General features: G+C 36.3%; 19 protein-coding genes. 10 read left to right on the top strand and 9 right to left on the bottom strand.

The annotated features are described in order from the left end of the window. The first annotated feature begins 2 nt into the window (after nucleotides 1–2). Nucleotides 3–2,390, top strand: coding sequence for a TonB-dependent receptor (locus QCQ61_RS03460; protein ID WP_279449324.1), 2,388 nt, complete (start codon nucleotides 3–5; stop codon nucleotides 2,388–2,390). A 39-nt stretch (nucleotides 2,391–2,429) separates the two neighbouring features. Here QCQ61_RS03460 and QCQ61_RS03455 read toward each other — a convergent pair whose 3' ends face one another. Next, nucleotides 2,430–2,864, bottom strand: a complete 435-nt coding sequence (locus QCQ61_RS03455) for a hypothetical protein (RefSeq protein WP_279449323.1) — start codon at nucleotides 2,862–2,864, stop codon at nucleotides 2,430–2,432. 265 nt (nucleotides 2,865–3,129) lie between these two features. On the opposite strand from QCQ61_RS03455, the gene greA reads away from it, so the two are divergent. Next, on the top strand, nucleotides 3,130–3,606 hold the full coding sequence (greA, locus tag QCQ61_RS03450; protein WP_279449322.1) for a transcription elongation factor GreA: 477 nt from the start codon (nucleotides 3,130–3,132) through the stop codon (nucleotides 3,604–3,606). 2 nt (nucleotides 3,607–3,608) lie between these two features. Then, nucleotides 3,609–4,004, top strand: a complete 396-nt coding sequence (locus QCQ61_RS03445; protein ID WP_279449321.1) for an HIT family protein — start codon at nucleotides 3,609–3,611, stop codon at nucleotides 4,002–4,004. Here QCQ61_RS03445 and QCQ61_RS03440 read toward each other — a convergent pair. After that, nucleotides 4,001–4,345 (bottom strand): hypothetical protein, encoded by a 345-nt coding sequence (locus QCQ61_RS03440; protein WP_279449320.1) that lies wholly within the window; start codon nucleotides 4,343–4,345, stop codon nucleotides 4,001–4,003. The genes QCQ61_RS03445 and QCQ61_RS03440 overlap by 4 nt on opposite strands. Before the next feature lie 2 nt (nucleotides 4,346–4,347). Then, the gene (locus QCQ61_RS03435) at nucleotides 4,348–5,502 is read right to left on the bottom strand and encodes a sensor histidine kinase (protein WP_279449319.1); all 1,155 of its coding nucleotides are present in this window, start codon (nucleotides 5,500–5,502) and stop codon (nucleotides 4,348–4,350) included. Nucleotides 5,503–5,619: 117 nt separating this feature from the next. On the opposite strand from QCQ61_RS03435, the gene QCQ61_RS03430 reads away from it, so the two are divergent. From QCQ61_RS03430 to QCQ61_RS03405, 6 genes are all read left to right on the top strand, one after another. Next, on the top strand, nucleotides 5,620–6,495 hold the full coding sequence (locus QCQ61_RS03430) for a flavin reductase family protein (RefSeq protein ID WP_279449318.1): 876 nt from the start codon (nucleotides 5,620–5,622) through the stop codon (nucleotides 6,493–6,495). Between the two features lie 46 nt (nucleotides 6,496–6,541). Further along, nucleotides 6,542–6,919 carry a DUF3127 domain-containing protein gene (locus QCQ61_RS03425; protein ID WP_279449317.1) on the top strand — a complete coding sequence of 126 codons (378 nt, stop codon included), beginning with the start codon at nucleotides 6,542–6,544 and terminating at the stop codon, nucleotides 6,917–6,919. 95 nt (nucleotides 6,920–7,014) lie between these two features. Further along, nucleotides 7,015–7,656 carry a leucyl/phenylalanyl-tRNA--protein transferase gene (aat, locus tag QCQ61_RS03420; protein WP_279449316.1) on the top strand — a complete coding sequence of 214 codons (642 nt, stop codon included), beginning with the start codon at nucleotides 7,015–7,017 and terminating at the stop codon, nucleotides 7,654–7,656. A 286-nt stretch (nucleotides 7,657–7,942) separates the two neighbouring features. Further along, a complete protein-coding gene (locus QCQ61_RS03415; RefSeq protein ID WP_279449315.1) occupies nucleotides 7,943–8,095 on the top strand; it encodes a hypothetical protein in 153 nt (50 codons plus the stop codon). Between the two features lie 99 nt (nucleotides 8,096–8,194). Beyond that, nucleotides 8,195–9,943 (top strand): agmatine deiminase family protein, encoded by a 1,749-nt coding sequence (locus QCQ61_RS03410; RefSeq protein ID WP_279449314.1) that lies wholly within the window; start codon nucleotides 8,195–8,197, stop codon nucleotides 9,941–9,943. A 194-nt stretch (nucleotides 9,944–10,137) separates the two neighbouring features. Beyond that, entirely contained in the window at nucleotides 10,138–10,476 is a 339-nt protein-coding gene (locus tag QCQ61_RS03405) for a hypothetical protein (protein WP_279449313.1), read from the top strand. Here the strand turns inward: QCQ61_RS03405 and QCQ61_RS03400 are convergent, their stop codons facing one another. The 6 genes from QCQ61_RS03400 to QCQ61_RS03375 all read right to left on the bottom strand — a co-directional run bounded on the left by QCQ61_RS03400 (nucleotide 10,477) and on the right by QCQ61_RS03375 (nucleotide 14,572). Then, complete coding sequence (locus QCQ61_RS03400) at nucleotides 10,477–11,046, bottom strand: DNA-3-methyladenine glycosylase I (RefSeq protein ID WP_279449312.1); 570 nt, start codon at nucleotides 11,044–11,046, stop codon at nucleotides 10,477–10,479. It lies immediately after the preceding gene. A gap of 39 nt (nucleotides 11,047–11,085) precedes the next feature. After that, the gene (locus tag QCQ61_RS03395) at nucleotides 11,086–11,808 is read right to left on the bottom strand and encodes a hypothetical protein (RefSeq protein ID WP_279449311.1); all 723 of its coding nucleotides are present in this window, start codon (nucleotides 11,806–11,808) and stop codon (nucleotides 11,086–11,088) included. 71 nt (nucleotides 11,809–11,879) lie between these two features. Then, on the bottom strand, nucleotides 11,880–12,569 hold the full coding sequence (gene truB / locus QCQ61_RS03390; protein WP_279449310.1) for a tRNA pseudouridine(55) synthase TruB: 690 nt from the start codon (nucleotides 12,567–12,569) through the stop codon (nucleotides 11,880–11,882). Beyond that, a complete protein-coding gene (locus QCQ61_RS03385; protein WP_279449309.1) occupies nucleotides 12,570–13,364 on the bottom strand; it encodes an undecaprenyl-diphosphate phosphatase in 795 nt (264 codons plus the stop codon). It lies immediately after the preceding gene. Next, the gene (locus tag QCQ61_RS03380; protein WP_279449308.1) at nucleotides 13,365–13,628 is read right to left on the bottom strand and encodes a DUF3098 domain-containing protein; all 264 of its coding nucleotides are present in this window, start codon (nucleotides 13,626–13,628) and stop codon (nucleotides 13,365–13,367) included. A gap of 65 nt (nucleotides 13,629–13,693) precedes the next feature. Continuing rightward, on the bottom strand, nucleotides 13,694–14,572 hold the full coding sequence (locus tag QCQ61_RS03375; RefSeq protein WP_279449307.1) for a cell division protein FtsX: 879 nt from the start codon (nucleotides 14,570–14,572) through the stop codon (nucleotides 13,694–13,696). Nucleotides 14,573–14,619: 47 nt separating this feature from the next. Between QCQ61_RS03375 and QCQ61_RS03370 the strand changes: the two genes are divergently transcribed. Next, on the top strand, nucleotides 14,620–15,564 hold the full coding sequence (locus tag QCQ61_RS03370; protein WP_279449306.1) for a UbiA family prenyltransferase: 945 nt from the start codon (nucleotides 14,620–14,622) through the stop codon (nucleotides 15,562–15,564). The last annotated feature ends 8 nt before the right edge of the window (nucleotides 15,565–15,572 follow it).

Raw genomic sequence — 15,572 nt, 5'->3', positions numbered from 1 at the left:
GAATGAAAAAGTTATTAATTTCTACCTTTTTTACTTTATTAAGTAGTGCCGTTTTTGCTCAAGAATTTACCGTTTCGGGGGTGGTTACTGATGTTAACGGACAGCCATTGCCAGGAACAAATGTAATTTTAAAAGGGGACGGCGGAACCATTACAGATTTTAATGGCACATATAAAGTTTCTCTAAATTTGGGTAAGCACAGTATTCAATTTAGCCATATAGGCTATGTTCCGGATAGCCGCTCTGTAAGTGTAAATGGTAATTTAGAGTTGAATATTACACTAGTTGAATCATCGGAAACTCTAGACGAAGTTTTGGTACAAGCGGTTCGCGTGTCTGCAGATTCACCAATTACGCATTCAAACCTAGACAAAGAAGATCTTGAAAAACGAAATCTCGGGCAAGATATTCCGTATATGCTGAGCTATATGCCATCGGTTGTTACAACAAGCGATGCGGGGGCTGGCGTAGGTTATACCTATATACGTGTTCGTGGAAGCGATGCTTCGCGCGTAAATGTAACCTTGAACGGAATTCCGTATAACGACTCTGAAAGTCAAGGTTCTTTTTGGGTAAATTTACCCGATTTCACTTCTTCGGTGCAGAGTTTGCAGTTGCAACGTGGCGTGGGAACTTCTACCAATGGTTCCGGCGCGTTTGGTGCGAGTTTAAACTTGTTGAGCGATGCAGTTTCGAATGAAGCCAATGGCGAAATTTCAAATTCATTCGGAAGTTATAATACACATAAACACAATGTTAAGTTCAGTACTGGCTTGCTTTCCGAGCATTTTGAATTAGCGGGAAGATTGTCAACAATTCAATCTGATGGGTATATAGACCGAGCCAGTTCCGACTTAAAATCATATTTCCTGCAAGGTGCTTTTGTTGCCGATAACACTTTAATTAAAGCCTTGGTTTTTGGCGGACGGGAAGAAACATACCAATCGTGGAACGGTTTGGAAGACCCGGAAAAATTGCAAAACGACAGGACTTTTAACACTGCGGGAATGTACACCGATGAAGACGGAAATACACAGTTTTACGATAAGGAAGTAGATAATTATGCACAGGATCACTACCAACTACTTTGGAACCAGCGTTTCAATAACAATTGGAGCACCAATGTAGCGTTAAATTATACAAAGGGAAAGGGGTATTTTGAACAGTATAAAGAAGATGAGGATTTTGAAACATACGGTTTTGAACCTCTCGAAATTGGAGGCGATACCATAAATACAACCGATGTAATTCGCAGACGTTGGTTAGACAATAATTTTTACGCAGTAAATGCAAACGTAAATTACAAAAACAATAAAATTGATTTCACAGGTGGCGCATTTTATAGCTACTATACTGGCGATCATTTTGGAGAAGTAATTTGGGCGCGCTTTGCCAGCGATTCTGAAATTCGCGATCGCTATTATGATAGCAATGGTACAAAAACCGAATTTACCGTTTTTTCAAAAGGAACTTATACCATTAATTCGCAATGGAGCATTTTTGGAGATTTGCAAGGACGCTTTTTAAATTATAAAACTTCAGGGATTACTTCAGATTTAGTGGAAATGATATACGATGAAAACTATACTTTTTTTAATCCCAAAGCTGGATTATCGTATAAAATGAATACTGAAAACCAGTTGTATTTTTCCTACGGAAAAGCCCACCGCGAACCTTCACGAAACGATTATGAACAGGGAATTATAACTCCTGAAAAATTAGACGATTTTGAACTGGGTTGGCGTTTTGCTTCAGAAAAAATAAAGGTAAATACAAACTTGTATTATATGAATTACAAAGACCAACTAGTGCTTTCCGGCGAATTGAACGATGTGGGTGCTGCGTTAAGAACAAGTAGTGGGAAGAGTTACCGTTTAGGATTGGAGGTAGATGCCGAAATTCAGATTTTAAAGAATTTGCGCGTTCTTCCAAATATTGCCTTAAGCACAAATAAAAACGTAGATTTTGTTAGCGCTCGCGATGGCGAATTGGTAAATCTAGGAAATACAAATATTTCGTTTTCACCTTCCGTTGTTGCGGGAAATATGCTGGAATATTCACCAATCGGGAAATTACAATTGGGTTTTCTTTCAAAATTTGTAGGCCAACAATATATGGGAAATATTGACAGTGAGGCTTCAAAATTAGACAGTTATTTTATTAACGATCTAAATATTGTTTATACTTTAGACAATCTTCCGTGGATAAACGAAGTGGTTTTTTCGGCATTGATAAACAATATTTTTAATGTAAAATATATTTCCAACGGCTATTTTTATACCTACGATGATGATTTCAGTAATCCAGGAACAATTACTACGATTGAAGGCGCTGGCTACTATCCGCAGGCAACAATAAATTTTCTACTGGGTGCAACCATAAAATTTTAGCAAATTATCTAAAAATTTGTAACCGCGTTTATGGCACACTTAATTGCTAATTACAATTGTGTTTCCATTTTTCTGCGCGTTGTATTGTTGCATGGGGTATTTGGCGTCTGGTTCTGTAGTGTGCTGTCCCGAGGTTATAAAATATTCATTTTCATCAGTAGCGCAGGGGCAGCTGGCTATAACGCCCGTTAATTCCATTCGGGAACAGTTGCTCGGAGCATGATTGGGGTCTGCTAAATCAAAAGCCAAATATTGATTTTCGGTAACGCAATACACTACAATGCCTTTAATGCCCTGGCCCGTAACCACATAATTTCCTGGAAATTTTAAAGGGTTGTATTCTGGTAAATTTAGATTTAAATTCAAATTAACCACAGGATCCGTTAAATATGGGTTTCGTTCTCGTTTATCGTCGCTTTTTGAGCAAGAAAAGAAAATAGAAAGCATTAAAAGTAAAAAAATCTTAGTTTTCATCTGTATAAAGTATTTAGACAAACTTTGGTCTGGCGGTTGTTGTTCATTATAAGCGAGTTTTCAATGAGAAGGCACGCATAAAATTAAAATGAACTATTTTAAGGCCGAAATTACAACAAATTACGGAACAAGTAAATTTTTAGTATATTTGTTAAACACAATCCCGTCGCCGTATGGGATTTTTCTATTCCCGCACAGGCGGGAATCTTATTATATAGAATTTAATGAATTAAAAAAGGGTTTGTAATGCACAAACGATGAAGTTATGAGTAAAGTATCTTATTATACAGCCGAAGGATTAAAAAAATTAAGAGATGAGGTAGATCACCTACGTGATGTAGAAAGACCAAAAGCCTCTAACGCAATTGCCGAAGCACGCGACAAGGGCGATTTAAGTGAAAACGCCGAATACGATGCCGCAAAAGAAGCACAAGGAATGCTTGAAATGCGAATCGCAAAATTGGAAGAAATTTTGGCGAATGCCCGATTAATAGACGAATCGCAATTAGATTTAAGTAAGGTTTTGGTACACTCCAATGTTAAGATTAAAAACCAAAACAATGGAATGGAAATGGCCTATAAGTTAGTGGCCCAAAGCGAAGCCGATTTAAAATCTGGAAAAATTTCCGTAGATTCCCCAATCGGAAAAGGATTGCTTGGCAAACAAAAAGGCGAAATTGCCGAAATACAAGTGCCAAATGGAATACTTAAATTCGAAATTTTAGAAATCACAAGAGACTAACTATGGCGTCTATTTTTACACAGATAATTGATGGAGAAATTCCATGTTACAAAATTGCAGAAGACGATAATTTTATTGCGTTTTTGGATATAAATCCAAATACAAAAGGGCATACCCTCTGTGTTCCAAAGGAAGAAATAGACAAGATTTTTGATATGGGCGAACACCTGTACCTACAATTGATGCAATTTTCCAGAAAAATTGCCCGCGCTTTAGAAAAAACAGTTCCGTGCAAACGTGTGGGAATGGCAGTAGTTGGTTTAGAAGTGCCTCACGTGCACGTACATCTTATTCCGTTAAACGATATGGACGATATGCGTTTCTCCAAAAAAGTAAAAATGACCTCAGAAGAGTTTGAAGCCTTGGCACTCGAAATTAGAGGGAAATTAAAGTCTTAGGTCAGGAACAAAGTATAAATTCCTACGCCTGTCAATACAATTGCTACCAAAATTATAATATAAAATAGCGGTTTTACCTGTAAATACTGTTTATGGGTTTCCGCTATTTTTTTGTTGTATTCAAAAACCCGCTCAATATCTTCGGTCCAGTTTACAGGATAAATAGTGTTCTTACAAGTATGGCAATAAAGCCTTTCGGATAGTTGTGAGGTTGGTTTGGTATAAAATGGTGTTTCTTTTTCCTTCTGCGTGAACGTAAATTCCAGTCCGTCTGCGCCAAAACACGTTGGGCAATTATTTTTTAATCGCGCGGTATGTATAGTATGTATTTTAGTGCTCATGATTAAACTGTAGTCTTTAATGCAATTTCCATCGTAGTGCCTTGATTTGGAATACTCTTTATTACGCGAATTTTTCCGTTGTGGTATTCTTCAATAATTCGTTTCGCCAATGAAAGGCCTAAGCCCCACCCACGTTTTTTTGTAGTGTAGCCCGGAGTAAAAATGCGTCTGAATTCACTTTTCGTAAGTCCTTTTCCGGTATCACTTATTCGGATAAAAGCAAATTTTGAATTTGTTTCCAATGAAATTGTTATTGTACCTTTCCCTTTCATCGCATCAATTCCATTCTTCACCAAATTTTCTATCGTCCAACTAAATAGTTGCGGATTTAATTGTACGTAAATTGGTTTTTCAGGAATATTTAGTTGAAAATCTATAAGCTTAGAGGTGCGTTTTTGTAAATATTGAAAGGTGTGTTTTGTTTCTTCAATTAAATCGTGCTGTTCCAGTTTTGGCACCGAACCAATTTTCGAAAAACGATCCGTGATCATTTCTAAGCGCGAAATATCCTTTTCCATTTCAAGAACGTATTCCTGATTTACATTTTCGCTTTTTAAAATCTCGGTCCAACCCACTAAGGACGAAAGTGGCGTGCCAATTTGATGCGCGGTTTCCTTTGCCATGCCCGCCCAAAGCTTGTTCTGTTCGGCAGCTTTTGAAGTTTTATAAAAAAGATAAATAGCTAAAATGAAAAGAAAAATTATTAAAATTAAAAATGCAGGATAATATTTCAGTTTATTTATAATTGGCGAGTTTCCGTAATAAATCGTGGAATATAATTTGCCTTCATTTCTTATTTCAATAGGTGTATATTCCGAAGAATATTGCTTTATTAACTCCTGTTTTTTCTCGAGGGTATTAACTTTCAACGAATCAATATTACGCTCTGTGTACGTTTTTTCCTTTAGCGTATAAAGGATCATAGGCGTAGAGGTGTTACTTTGGATTACTGACAGAACCAATTCGCCAACGGTAGGATCGTCAGTGGTGCTTTTTTGCTGAAGTTCTTGATAGGCCGCTGCCCAAATCTCCATTTTAGCGCGTTCATTTTCCTTTAATTGATTGAAGAAAATAAACGTATTCCACAAAATAAGACTAATTACAATAAGGGAAGCTAAAATAAAACCCCAACGGGATAGCGATTTGTTGCGAAACATAATGATAAGTTAATTGTAGGTCTGCCTTCCAAGCAGGTTTAAATATAAAGCAAATATGTTAATATTATTGTGCAATCATGTTTTTAGAAGCTATAATCTTTGGGTACTTTTGCCACAATGATATCTATTGAACCACACCAACTATCTACCGCAAAACTACATGGCTATTTATTGGGCGCAGTATCGCCAAGGCCTATTTGTTTCGCAAGTACAATTAACAAAAAAGGGGAGGTAAACCTTTCGCCTTTTAGTTTTTTTAATGTTTTTAGCGCAAAACCACCTATTTTGGTGTTTTCACCCGCAAGACGAGGACGCGATAATACTACAAAACACACCTACGAAAATGTGCTTGAAGTGCCCGAAGTGGTTATAAACATTGTGAGCTACGCTATGGTGCAACAAGTTTCGCTTTCTTCAACTGAATATGCCGCAGGTGTAAATGAATTTAAAAAAGCTGGTTTTACTGAATTGGCTTCTGAAAAAATAAAACCGCCACGCGTAGCCGAAGCACCGGTTCAGTTAGAGTGTAAAGTAAACGAAGTAATTAAACTCGGAACCGAAGGCGGCGCAGGCAATTTGGTAATTTGTGAAGTGGTAAAGCTTCATATAAAAGAAGAAATTCTCGATGAAAACGGCGCTATTGATCCTTTCAAAATTGACACGGTTTCGCGACTTGGAGGCAATTGGTACTGCCGTGCCAAAGAAGGCCTGTTCGAAGTGCCAAAACCACTTACATCGCTAGGGATGGGTGTAGATATGCTTCCCGAAGAAATTCGCCACAGCAAGGTGCTCACAGGTAACGATTTAGGGATGCTGGGCAACGTAGAAAATTTTCCCAATTCAGAAGAAATCAATACCTTTATTAATGCTTCGGAAGAATTGCAGAAAATAATAACATCAAGCAATTCTGAAACAATACATAAGAAAGCAAAGGATTTTCTCTCAAAAGGAAAAGTTGACGACGCTTGGAAAGTTTTGCTGGGTAGAAAATAGAATCCAAAGAATATAAAATAACAATAAAGAATAAAAAATAAAAACAATGGAACTACAAGGAAAAATTAAGATGATAGATGAAACTAAAGAATACGGTAACAATGGTTTCAGAAAAAGAGAGATGGTAATTACCACTGAAGAGCAATATCCACAACATATCATGATAGAATTTGTACAGGACAAAACAGATTTGTTGAACAGTTATAAAGTAGGGCAGGACGTAAAAGTAAGCATCAATGTTCGAGGTCGCGAATGGGTAAATCCACAGGGCGAAACCAAATACTTTAACAGTATTCAAGGATGGCGAATTGAAAACTTATCGCAAGCGCCAGTTAGTGGCGACATGCCTCCGATGCCACCTGCGGAAGCCTTTGAGCCTGCTAATGATTTTAATGAAGAAGAACACGACGACCTTCCCTTTTAAGTAAGGCTATAATTTAATATAATTTAAATTAACCTCGAAGAAATCAAATTTTCCCAGAGGTTTTTTTATGCAATAATTTTTAGCAAATTTGAATAATGCATTATATAGCCCATAAACTTTGGTTTCCAAACCCTAACGAAGCAACTGCCGATGGCCTACTCGCCATAGGAGGCGATCTTTCGGTGCAGCGGTTGCTATTGGCATATAATTTTGGAATTTTTCCGTGGTTTGAAAAAAACCAACCTATTTTATGGTGGAGCCCGAATCCACGAATGGTTTTGTTCCCTGAAAATTTCAAGGTTTCTAAAAGCTTTCGCAAAATTTTACAAGATGAAAAGTTTAAAATTACATATAACCAAAACTTTAAGGAAGTTATAAAAAACTGCGCTACCATTACACGCAAAAATCAAGCTGGCACTTGGATTACCGAGGAAATGCAACAAGCGTATATTGCCTTGCATAAAGCTGGACATGCAATTTCTGTCGAGGCTTGGCATGATAATAAATTAGTTGGCGGACTCTACGGCGTTGATCTTCCACAGAAAAAAGTGTTTTGTGGCGAAAGTATGTTCAGTTTGGTGAGCAATGCTTCAAAAGTTGCTTTTTATCACCTTTCGGAATACGTAAAAAGTCAGAATTATAAATTTATAGACTGTCAGATTTACAACGAACATTTGGAAAGTTTGGGGGCGGAGGAGATTGGGAGGAAGGAGTTTTTACAGATGCTAAAGCTTTAAGGAATAGTTTTTTAATGAACTATATTTTGGACTAAATGAACAAAACTTTTAAAATACTCTATAATAGTTACTTCCCATTTATTGGCTTTCCATTGGGTATGGGAATAGTTTGGCTGTTATTTGATATACCTCTAAATATTGGGCTTTTAACTGGATTTACTCTTGGGGCGATTTATGTTTTTTTTCGTTTAGGATTTCATATATAGATAAAATTTGGATAGAAGATGAAATGCTCCATATAGAATCCACAAATGCTTTTTTGCAGAACCGAAAAGTTCATTTCGAAATGGAAAAAATTTCCCACATAAAGATTTTTAATAAAAAGTGGTATAATGATTTTGGAAGAATTGAATTTAATATTGAAGGTGCGCACAAAAGATATAATTTTTTTAAAACTGAAGAACAAATGGTTCTTCAGCAACAATTGAAAGACTCCTGAAGACAAAATTATTCAATTGTTTGTATTTTCTTTTCACATAATTAATCCTTCAAAAAAAATTTAAAATCCTACCTTCGTAATCCACAATCCGTTATTCAAATGAAAAACAACTACACAAAATACCTTTTGGTATTACTTATGGCCTTGCAGACTGCTTTCGCCATTTCACAAGAAAAACAAAACCTACCGCACAATTTATCTGAAACCGAAAAAAGTTTGGTTTCTGATTATCAATTTACAAGTCCGCGATTCTCGCCACCACCATCCGGTTCAGTACGTGCAGCTGCTGAATGGGAAGAGGTTGAATATCTTTTGGTTACTTGGAATCCCAATTACCCAAATATTCTTCGGCAAATAGTAGCGGCTGGTGTACAGGAATGTAAAGTAATTATTACTACTCAAAATGAGACTTATGTTTCAAATTACCTTACAACCAATGGTGTAGATATTTCAAATGTAACATTTTTAGATGTTGATTGGGATAGCATCTGGATTCGCGATTATGCAGGAAATACAATATATTCTGACGATGTTGGAGAACTAGCATTAACCGATTGGATTTACAATCGGCCTCGTCCGAATGATGATGTTATGCCAATAGCTCATGCTGCACAAGTGGGCATTCCACTTTATACTACTAACTCTGGCACCAATGATTTGGTTAACACCGGGGGAAATTATATGAGCGACGGACTGGGCAACGCTTTTGCCTCAAAATTAATTTTGAATGAAAATGCCGCTGGCAACCCCTATGGCGTAAGCGTTAAAACAGAATCGCAAATAGACGATATTATGCAGGATTACATGGGTATAAACCGCTTTGTAAAAATGAATACACTGCCATACGACCAAATTCACCATATTGATATGCACATGAAATTACTTGATGAAGAAACCATTCTCGTAAGCAAGTATCCACCCGGAATAGCCGATGGCCCTCAAATTGAAGCAAATATTCAGTATGTTTTAGATAATTTTCAATCTCCTTTCGGAACGCCTTATGAAATTGAGTGGATAGATGCGCCACCGAGTACCAGCGGAAATTATCCCAACACAGGAGGCCCTTATAATACATATAGCAATGCGGTTTTTGTAAATAAAACAATTATGGTTCCTACCTATCGCCCAGAGGTTGATGCGCCGGCATTAGCACAATATCAAGAATTGATGCCGGGGTATAATATTGTAGGGATAGACGTAGATAATCCGGGTGAAAATTTAATTAATTCCCTAGGGGCAATTCACTGTATAACACATACTATTGGAGTTGCAGATCCGCTTTGGATTGTACATCAACCCATTGATGAAGCAAACTCGGGAAGTACTGTAATGATCGAAGCCATGATAAAACATATTTCTGGTGTAGCACAGGCAAAGGTTTTTTGGCGAGAAGAGGGTGCTACCACTTATAATGAGGTTGAAATGGCACCTTCCAATGGCGATAATTGGGCGGCAGATTTAACCATCCCGAATACAACCACAGACATTGAATATTATATTTGGGCCAAAGCTATTTCAGGAAAAGAATTAAACCGACCCATTGTGGCTCCAGAAGGATATTGGACTATAAATGTAGAAACGCTTTCCGTAGAAGAGTGGGCGCAGAACCATATTTCGGCGGCATTTCCCAATCCTACTACCGGTAAAGTTTCCTTTAATTTGAATTCAATTCAAGGTCCCGTTACAGTGAAAATCCATAATCTTTTGGGACAAAAATTATACGAGACCCTGATTGTAGATGGCAATGGAATAATAACCTTAAATCTGAATAAAAATTGGCAGGGCACCCTTTTAATAACGTTTGAAGGCAATTTCGGACAAATACATAAAAAGGTTATAAAATTATAATCCTTCCGAAAGGTAAAATTGGTACAGCGCTTTTATACGTATGCAGTTGGCTACAATAGAGAACAAGTGTGTTTTTGTTAAATTTTACACGGAAGACAATTTATTCATTTATTAATTGTTTTTTTGTGCAACCAAACAAATCAGTAATAGTATTCCTAGTAAAAAAAGTAGATTATAAAATCTAAATATCCCCGATGATTATAAAACAAAACCTACTTGTATTCCTTTTATTTGCCGGTATTTCTACCTTTTCATTTTCGCAATCTAAAACAAACGATAACAAACAGATAGATGTAGTACGCGTATATGAACAAGTAGTGCGCGATGGCTACGGCACTCCGTTTATTTACGAAAGATTGGCAACAGCCTATTATTTTAAAGGAGAATATGACAAAGCTGTTTCGTGGTTCCAAAAGTTTTATTCTGAAAAATCTAATACAGATCCAACGCTGGCTTACCAGTATACCCAGTCTTTAAAAGCTGTGGCGTATGCAAATTCAAATAAATCGGAAAGCGCTAATTTGCTTAAATAATTAAACTTCGCTGTATCGAAAACAAGTTTTAATGTGGTCGTTTACCATTCCTGTTGCTTGCATATGTGCATAAACCACTGTACTTCCAACAAATTTAAAACCGCGCTTTTTTAAATCTTTGCTCAAAGCATCGCTAACTAAGGTTGTGGCAGGTACTTCGGCGTGGGTTTTATAAGCATTTTTTATGGGAGTATTGTCTACAAATCCCCACATATAGTTGCTAAAACTACCAAATTCTTTTTGAACCTCCATAAAGCATTTTGCATTCGAAACTGCAGAATAAACTTTCAATTTATTGCGTATAATTCCTGCATTTTGAAGTAATTCGTCAATCTTTTTTTGATCGTATTTGGCTATTTTTTTATAGTTGAAATTGTCGAAAGCTGCTCTAAAGTTTTCTCGTTTCCGAAGAATGGTTATCCAGCTTAAGCCCGCCTGAAAAGTTTCTAATAATAGAAATTCAAAGAGGGTTTTATCGTCCTTCACAGGTACGCCCCATTCTATGTCGTGATAATTTACATAAAGCGGATCTGTTCCGCACCATTCACAACGTACTTTTTTTGAGCTCATTCGTGTATTTTATTTAAGATAAATCTTCAACCAAAATTTTTATTGCTGGCCCGGAAAGTTAAAAGTTATGGTGCCTAACTGCTTTTCTCTAACTGCATCTGTATTAAATCGGGCTTCTTTGGAATAATCCAAAGCCGCGTCTATTAAACATTCATTAGCTGTAGATGAAGCACTTTTGTTATATGAATTTTTAACCACCTTCCCGAGATTATTTACTTCAACATTTATCACTACTTTTCCCGAACCGTAGCAGGTGTAAACCGGATTGGGCAATTCAATATCCTTTCTGTTAACCAAGCGATAACTTATAGTTGTATTTCTATTACCGCTACTTACAACGGCTTCATCTGTTTTATTGCTTTCGCTATTGGAGAATTTTTTTTTGTTTTCCTTTTCGGGCTTTGTTAAAACTGTGGTTCCAACTCCATTATCGCTTTTTGAATTGGTGATAGCTTCATTTATTTCTTGAAGTTTTCCTTCGGTTGTTTCGGTAATTTCACGATTGTCGTTTTCTACGGATGAAATAAACTTTTCAGCTTGATTGTAGGCTCGATTGGTTTCAATTTTTACCTTTTCAGGTGAAAGCTTAGCAATAGCTATATCTTCGGGAAGCAACTCTTCTGGTGCCATAACAACATCGAAACTTTCCTCGTTTGGAGCAACCTGCTCTTTTGAAAGTTTTACGCTGTACAGAAATAGCACTAAACTTCCCGAAAGCAGGGAAGTGATCAAAAAGGCTCTATACGAATAATTAAAATTCATCTTTACAAGTACCGAAATTTTGTGCAAAATTCCACAAAACCGCTGAAAATTAAGACAGTATTAATGATATTTTAACTTGTCAGCGAATTTTCAAATGCTTCAATATCAATTGCGTTTTTTACTGAAAAGTCGCCAATTTTAGTTCGTCTAAGAGCCGAAAGATGTGCGCCATTGTCCAACGCCTTTCCAAAATCGTTCGCCAAAGAACGAATATAGGTGCCTTTGCTGCAAACCACTCTAAAATAAATTTTTGGCATTTCAATTTTAGTTATTTCAAACTCTGAAATGGTAACCGTTCTAAATGGAATATCAACCTTTTCGCCACTTCGCGCAAATTCGTACAAGCGTACGCCATCTTTTTTTAATGCCGAAAAAACGGGGGGTTGTTGCTGTATTTCGCCTAAAAACTGCTTTGTGGCCTCGTATATTTTTTCCGAAGTGATTTCTGAAATATTAAAAGTTTGATCTATTTCAGTTTCCAAATCGTAACTCGGGGTGGTGGCTCCCAAGGTAAAAGTACCGGTATACTCCTTTTCCTGAGCTTGAAATGTGTCTATTCGCTTGGTGAATTTTCCAGTGCAGATAATTAAAAGTCCAGTGGCTAAAGGATCTAACGTGCCTGCATGGCCAACTTTTATTTTTTTAATGTTGAAGGATTTTCTAATTAACCAACGTACTTTGTTTACCGCTTGGAACGATGTCCATTCCAATGGTTTGTCTATTAAAATTACTTGACCCGCTTTGTAGTCTTCTGCTGTCATTTATATATAAAAGCTCGCTACTATTGCAACAATACCCACTATTACACAGTAAATTGAAAAATATCGAAGTTTGCTTTTTTTCACAAGGGAAATCATCCAGGTACAAGCTATAAGGCCGCAAATAAAGGCTGCGATAAACCCAACGCTCAATACGCCAAAGTCTGTATTATGGGTTGAAATCTGCCCACCCAATAAATCTTTTGCTATTTTACCAAAAATGAGCGGTACTACCATTAAAAATGAAAATCTTGCCGCTTTGGCTTTGTCGTTTCCTAAAAGTACAGACGTTGAAATTGTTGCGCCACTTCGGGAAATACCGGGTAACATAGCTATAGCTTGCGCTACCCCAATAATAATTGAATCTTTTAAAGTAACGGGTTTGCCGGTATTTTTAGATCTATCTGCCAGCCATAATAACACTGCGGTTATAATTAGCATAGCGCCAACAAATGCAATGCTGCCTCCAAAAAACGACTCTAATTCTTCTTCAAATAGCAAACCGATAATTACGGCTGGAAGCATGGATAGAATAATTTTTACCGAGAATTGTGTTTCTTCATTCCAATTAAATTTTAATAGTCCGCTTATAATTTCAATAATATCTTTTCTAAATACTACGATTGTACTAAGCGCGGTGGCAAAGTGAAGAATCACCGTAAAAAGCAAACTTTCTTCCGGTAATGAGGTGTCTCCTAAAATTACTTTCCCAATTTCAAGATGTCCGCTTGATGAAACGGGTAAAAATTCAGTAAAACCTTGAACAACACCAAGAATAATAGCGTCTAGATAATCCATTTAATTTTCTTCTTTACTCTCGGGTTTTAATAATATTGCATACACCTCAATGGCAAATCCTAAAAGTACCAGGGCTGGCGCTAAGCGAATGCGGCGCCAATTGTATATTTCGGGATTAAAAACGTTGGGATCGTCGCTTCCACCTCCTGTCATTAAAATAAAACCTAAAGCTATAAACGCCACGCCAATAAGCATAAATTTGTAGTTTTTTCTTTCAAATACAAATACGGGTTTATAATCTTCTTTTCGTTTTTTTTCTCCCATGGTAATAGAATTACAAGTTGTGAATTTTCGTTTTTTAAATAGGACTATTTAATAATTTATAAAATTTAATAATACAGATCATCGGTGCGTAAATTTAAAAACCGTTGTGTGGCAATAAAGGTACTAATCCAGGTTATTAAAACACCCATTAAAAATATAAATACAAATAGTACTGCCAAAAGCACAGGGTCGCCCAATAATTGTAATTGAGGGAAGCTTTGATTTAAATAATAAAGCACCAATCCCATCCCAATCATGGCTACAATAGCTCCTATTATGCCTAGGCGAACACTTTTCCATACAAAGGGTTTGCGTATAAATTTTTTAGTAGCTCCAACCATTTGCATGGTTTTTATGGTAAATCGTTTTGCATAAATACTTAGCCGGATGCTGCTATTAATGAGCAAAACTGCAATAAATGTGAAAATTGCGCTAATTACCAATACCCAAAAACTAATGCGTTTTACGTTTTCTGTAAGTTGTGCAATTAGGGGTTTATCGTAAATAACCTCATCTACAAAATCCTTGTTTTTTAACTCGTTAGTTATGTTTTCCATTTTTTCGGGCGTAACATAATCTGCCAAAATATAAACATCGATACTATTTTGTAGCGGATTTTCACCCAAATATTCTATAAAATTTTCGCCCAAAGTTTCTTGGTGTTCTTTGGCGGCATCTTCTTTTGAAACAAAAGCTGCAGACTTCGTATATTCGGCCAATGCTAGACTTTGCTTTAATTGGGTAATTTCAACTTCTTTGGCACTGTCTTTTAAAAATACCGTTATTGCAATTTGTTCTTTAAAATAATCGGCAACTTTTTTTGAATTTAAAACTAGCAACCCTAGTAATCCCAATAGAAAGAGCACCAATGAAATACTTATAACTACAGAAAAATAGGAAGAAATCAATCTGCGTTTTTGATATTTTTCAAAAGAGGAGCTCATAGGTTTTGTTGAATTTTGGCGTAAAAATACAAGTAATTTTGCATCTTGTGTTAAACAACGTAGAAAGTTTCCAAATTGTTACATTAAGTTTAAATTTGTGTAGCCTTAAACTTTTTAAAATTATTAAACACCTGCTTAAATCGTTAAAAATTTCCCGACCGGGACTTTGGTTTCCAGTTATTTGGATTTATTTAGTTCCCTTTGACTTAGCTTCGCGTTTCTGGGAGACGCCCCTCTTTTGGGTAGGTCTGGTTTTTGTTACATTTCCGTTGAATTATTTGTTATACGGACTAAACGATTTTACAGATGGCAAAGCAGATGTTTTAAATCCGCGAAAGGGCAATTATCTTTTTGGTCCTAAATTTAACAAAAAGGAACTGGAACCAGTTTTTTGGCAAATTACCGCCGTTATTTTACCCTGCGTAGCTTTCTTTTCTTATTTAAAAGGAAGAGAAATGTTTCTGTTATTGCTCTTTATGATTGTGATGAATATTATTTACAATTTTAAGCCCTTTCGAATTAAGCGTAGACCGCCACTCGAAATTTTATTTCAAGTGGGCTATCTCTTTACGGCACTTTTTAGTATTTTATTAAATGATTTGGAAATGCTGCCTTGGCAAACATTTCTATATCTATTGTTGTTTGCTTTTCACGCACAATTGGCTGGGCAAATTATGGACATTGAAACCGATGTTTTAGCCGGTAAAAAAACAACGGCCGTTTTATTGGGACGAAAAAAAACAAAACTCCTCGTGCTCATTTTAATTTTAACCGAAGTATTTATACTGTTTTACTGGTTTAATGAGTGGGTGCTGTCCGGTTTTTTAGCAGCCTTTTCACTATGGCTTGTTTTAGATATTTTTGTTTTCTTTAAAGAGAAGCCTTATACCGTTAAGCAATTAAAGTACTTCGGAATAGCAATAAATATCGTGGCGTTTTTATCTATTGCTTGGGTGCTTTATTCGGGAAACTTACTTCAACCAAACTTTTAAATTATTAA

Origin of the sequence: Aequorivita marisscotiae (assembly GCF_029814825.1) — a bacterium.
Lineage (GTDB): Bacteria > Bacteroidota > Bacteroidia > Flavobacteriales > Flavobacteriaceae > Aequorivita > Aequorivita marisscotiae.
Note: the sequence above shows the minus strand (reverse complement) of the source record. Positions and strands in the feature narration are given on the sequence as shown.

Excerpts from the sequence above, each read along its gene's own strand:
- QCQ61_RS03410 (WP_279449314.1), top strand. The coding sequence starts at position 8,195 with ATGAAAAACAACTACACAAAATACCTTTTGGTATTACTTATGGCCTTG.
- QCQ61_RS03405 (WP_279449313.1), top strand. The coding sequence starts at position 10,138 with ATGATTATAAAACAAAACCTACTTGTATTCCTTTTATTTGCCGGTATT.
- QCQ61_RS03400 (WP_279449312.1), bottom strand. The coding sequence starts at position 11,046 with ATGAGCTCAAAAAAAGTACGTTGTGAATGGTGCGGAACAGATCCGCTT.
- QCQ61_RS03375 (WP_279449307.1), bottom strand. The coding sequence starts at position 14,572 with ATGAGCTCCTCTTTTGAAAAATATCAAAAACGCAGATTGATTTCTTCC.
- QCQ61_RS03445 (WP_279449321.1), top strand. The coding sequence starts at position 3,609 with ATGGCGTCTATTTTTACACAGATAATTGATGGAGAAATTCCATGTTAC.
- QCQ61_RS03380 (WP_279449308.1), bottom strand. The coding sequence starts at position 13,628 with ATGGGAGAAAAAAAACGAAAAGAAGATTATAAACCCGTATTTGTATTT.
- QCQ61_RS03415 (WP_279449315.1), top strand. The coding sequence starts at position 7,943 with ATGGAAAAAATTTCCCACATAAAGATTTTTAATAAAAAGTGGTATAAT.
- QCQ61_RS03425 (WP_279449317.1), top strand. The coding sequence starts at position 6,542 with ATGGAACTACAAGGAAAAATTAAGATGATAGATGAAACTAAAGAATAC.
- QCQ61_RS03385 (WP_279449309.1), bottom strand. The coding sequence starts at position 13,364 with ATGGATTATCTAGACGCTATTATTCTTGGTGTTGTTCAAGGTTTTACT.
- QCQ61_RS03395 (WP_279449311.1), bottom strand. The coding sequence starts at position 11,808 with ATGAATTTTAATTATTCGTATAGAGCCTTTTTGATCACTTCCCTGCTT.
- QCQ61_RS03460 (WP_279449324.1), top strand. The coding sequence starts at position 3 with ATGAAAAAGTTATTAATTTCTACCTTTTTTACTTTATTAAGTAGTGCC.
- QCQ61_RS03455 (WP_279449323.1), bottom strand. The coding sequence starts at position 2,864 with ATGAAAACTAAGATTTTTTTACTTTTAATGCTTTCTATTTTCTTTTCT.
- greA (WP_279449322.1), top strand. The coding sequence starts at position 3,130 with ATGAGTAAAGTATCTTATTATACAGCCGAAGGATTAAAAAAATTAAGA.
- aat (WP_279449316.1), top strand. The coding sequence starts at position 7,015 with ATGCATTATATAGCCCATAAACTTTGGTTTCCAAACCCTAACGAAGCA.
- QCQ61_RS03430 (WP_279449318.1), top strand. The coding sequence starts at position 5,620 with ATGATATCTATTGAACCACACCAACTATCTACCGCAAAACTACATGGC.
- truB (WP_279449310.1), bottom strand. The coding sequence starts at position 12,569 with ATGACAGCAGAAGACTACAAAGCGGGTCAAGTAATTTTAATAGACAAA.
- QCQ61_RS03435 (WP_279449319.1), bottom strand. The coding sequence starts at position 5,502 with ATGTTTCGCAACAAATCGCTATCCCGTTGGGGTTTTATTTTAGCTTCC.
- QCQ61_RS03440 (WP_279449320.1), bottom strand. The coding sequence starts at position 4,345 with ATGAGCACTAAAATACATACTATACATACCGCGCGATTAAAAAATAAT.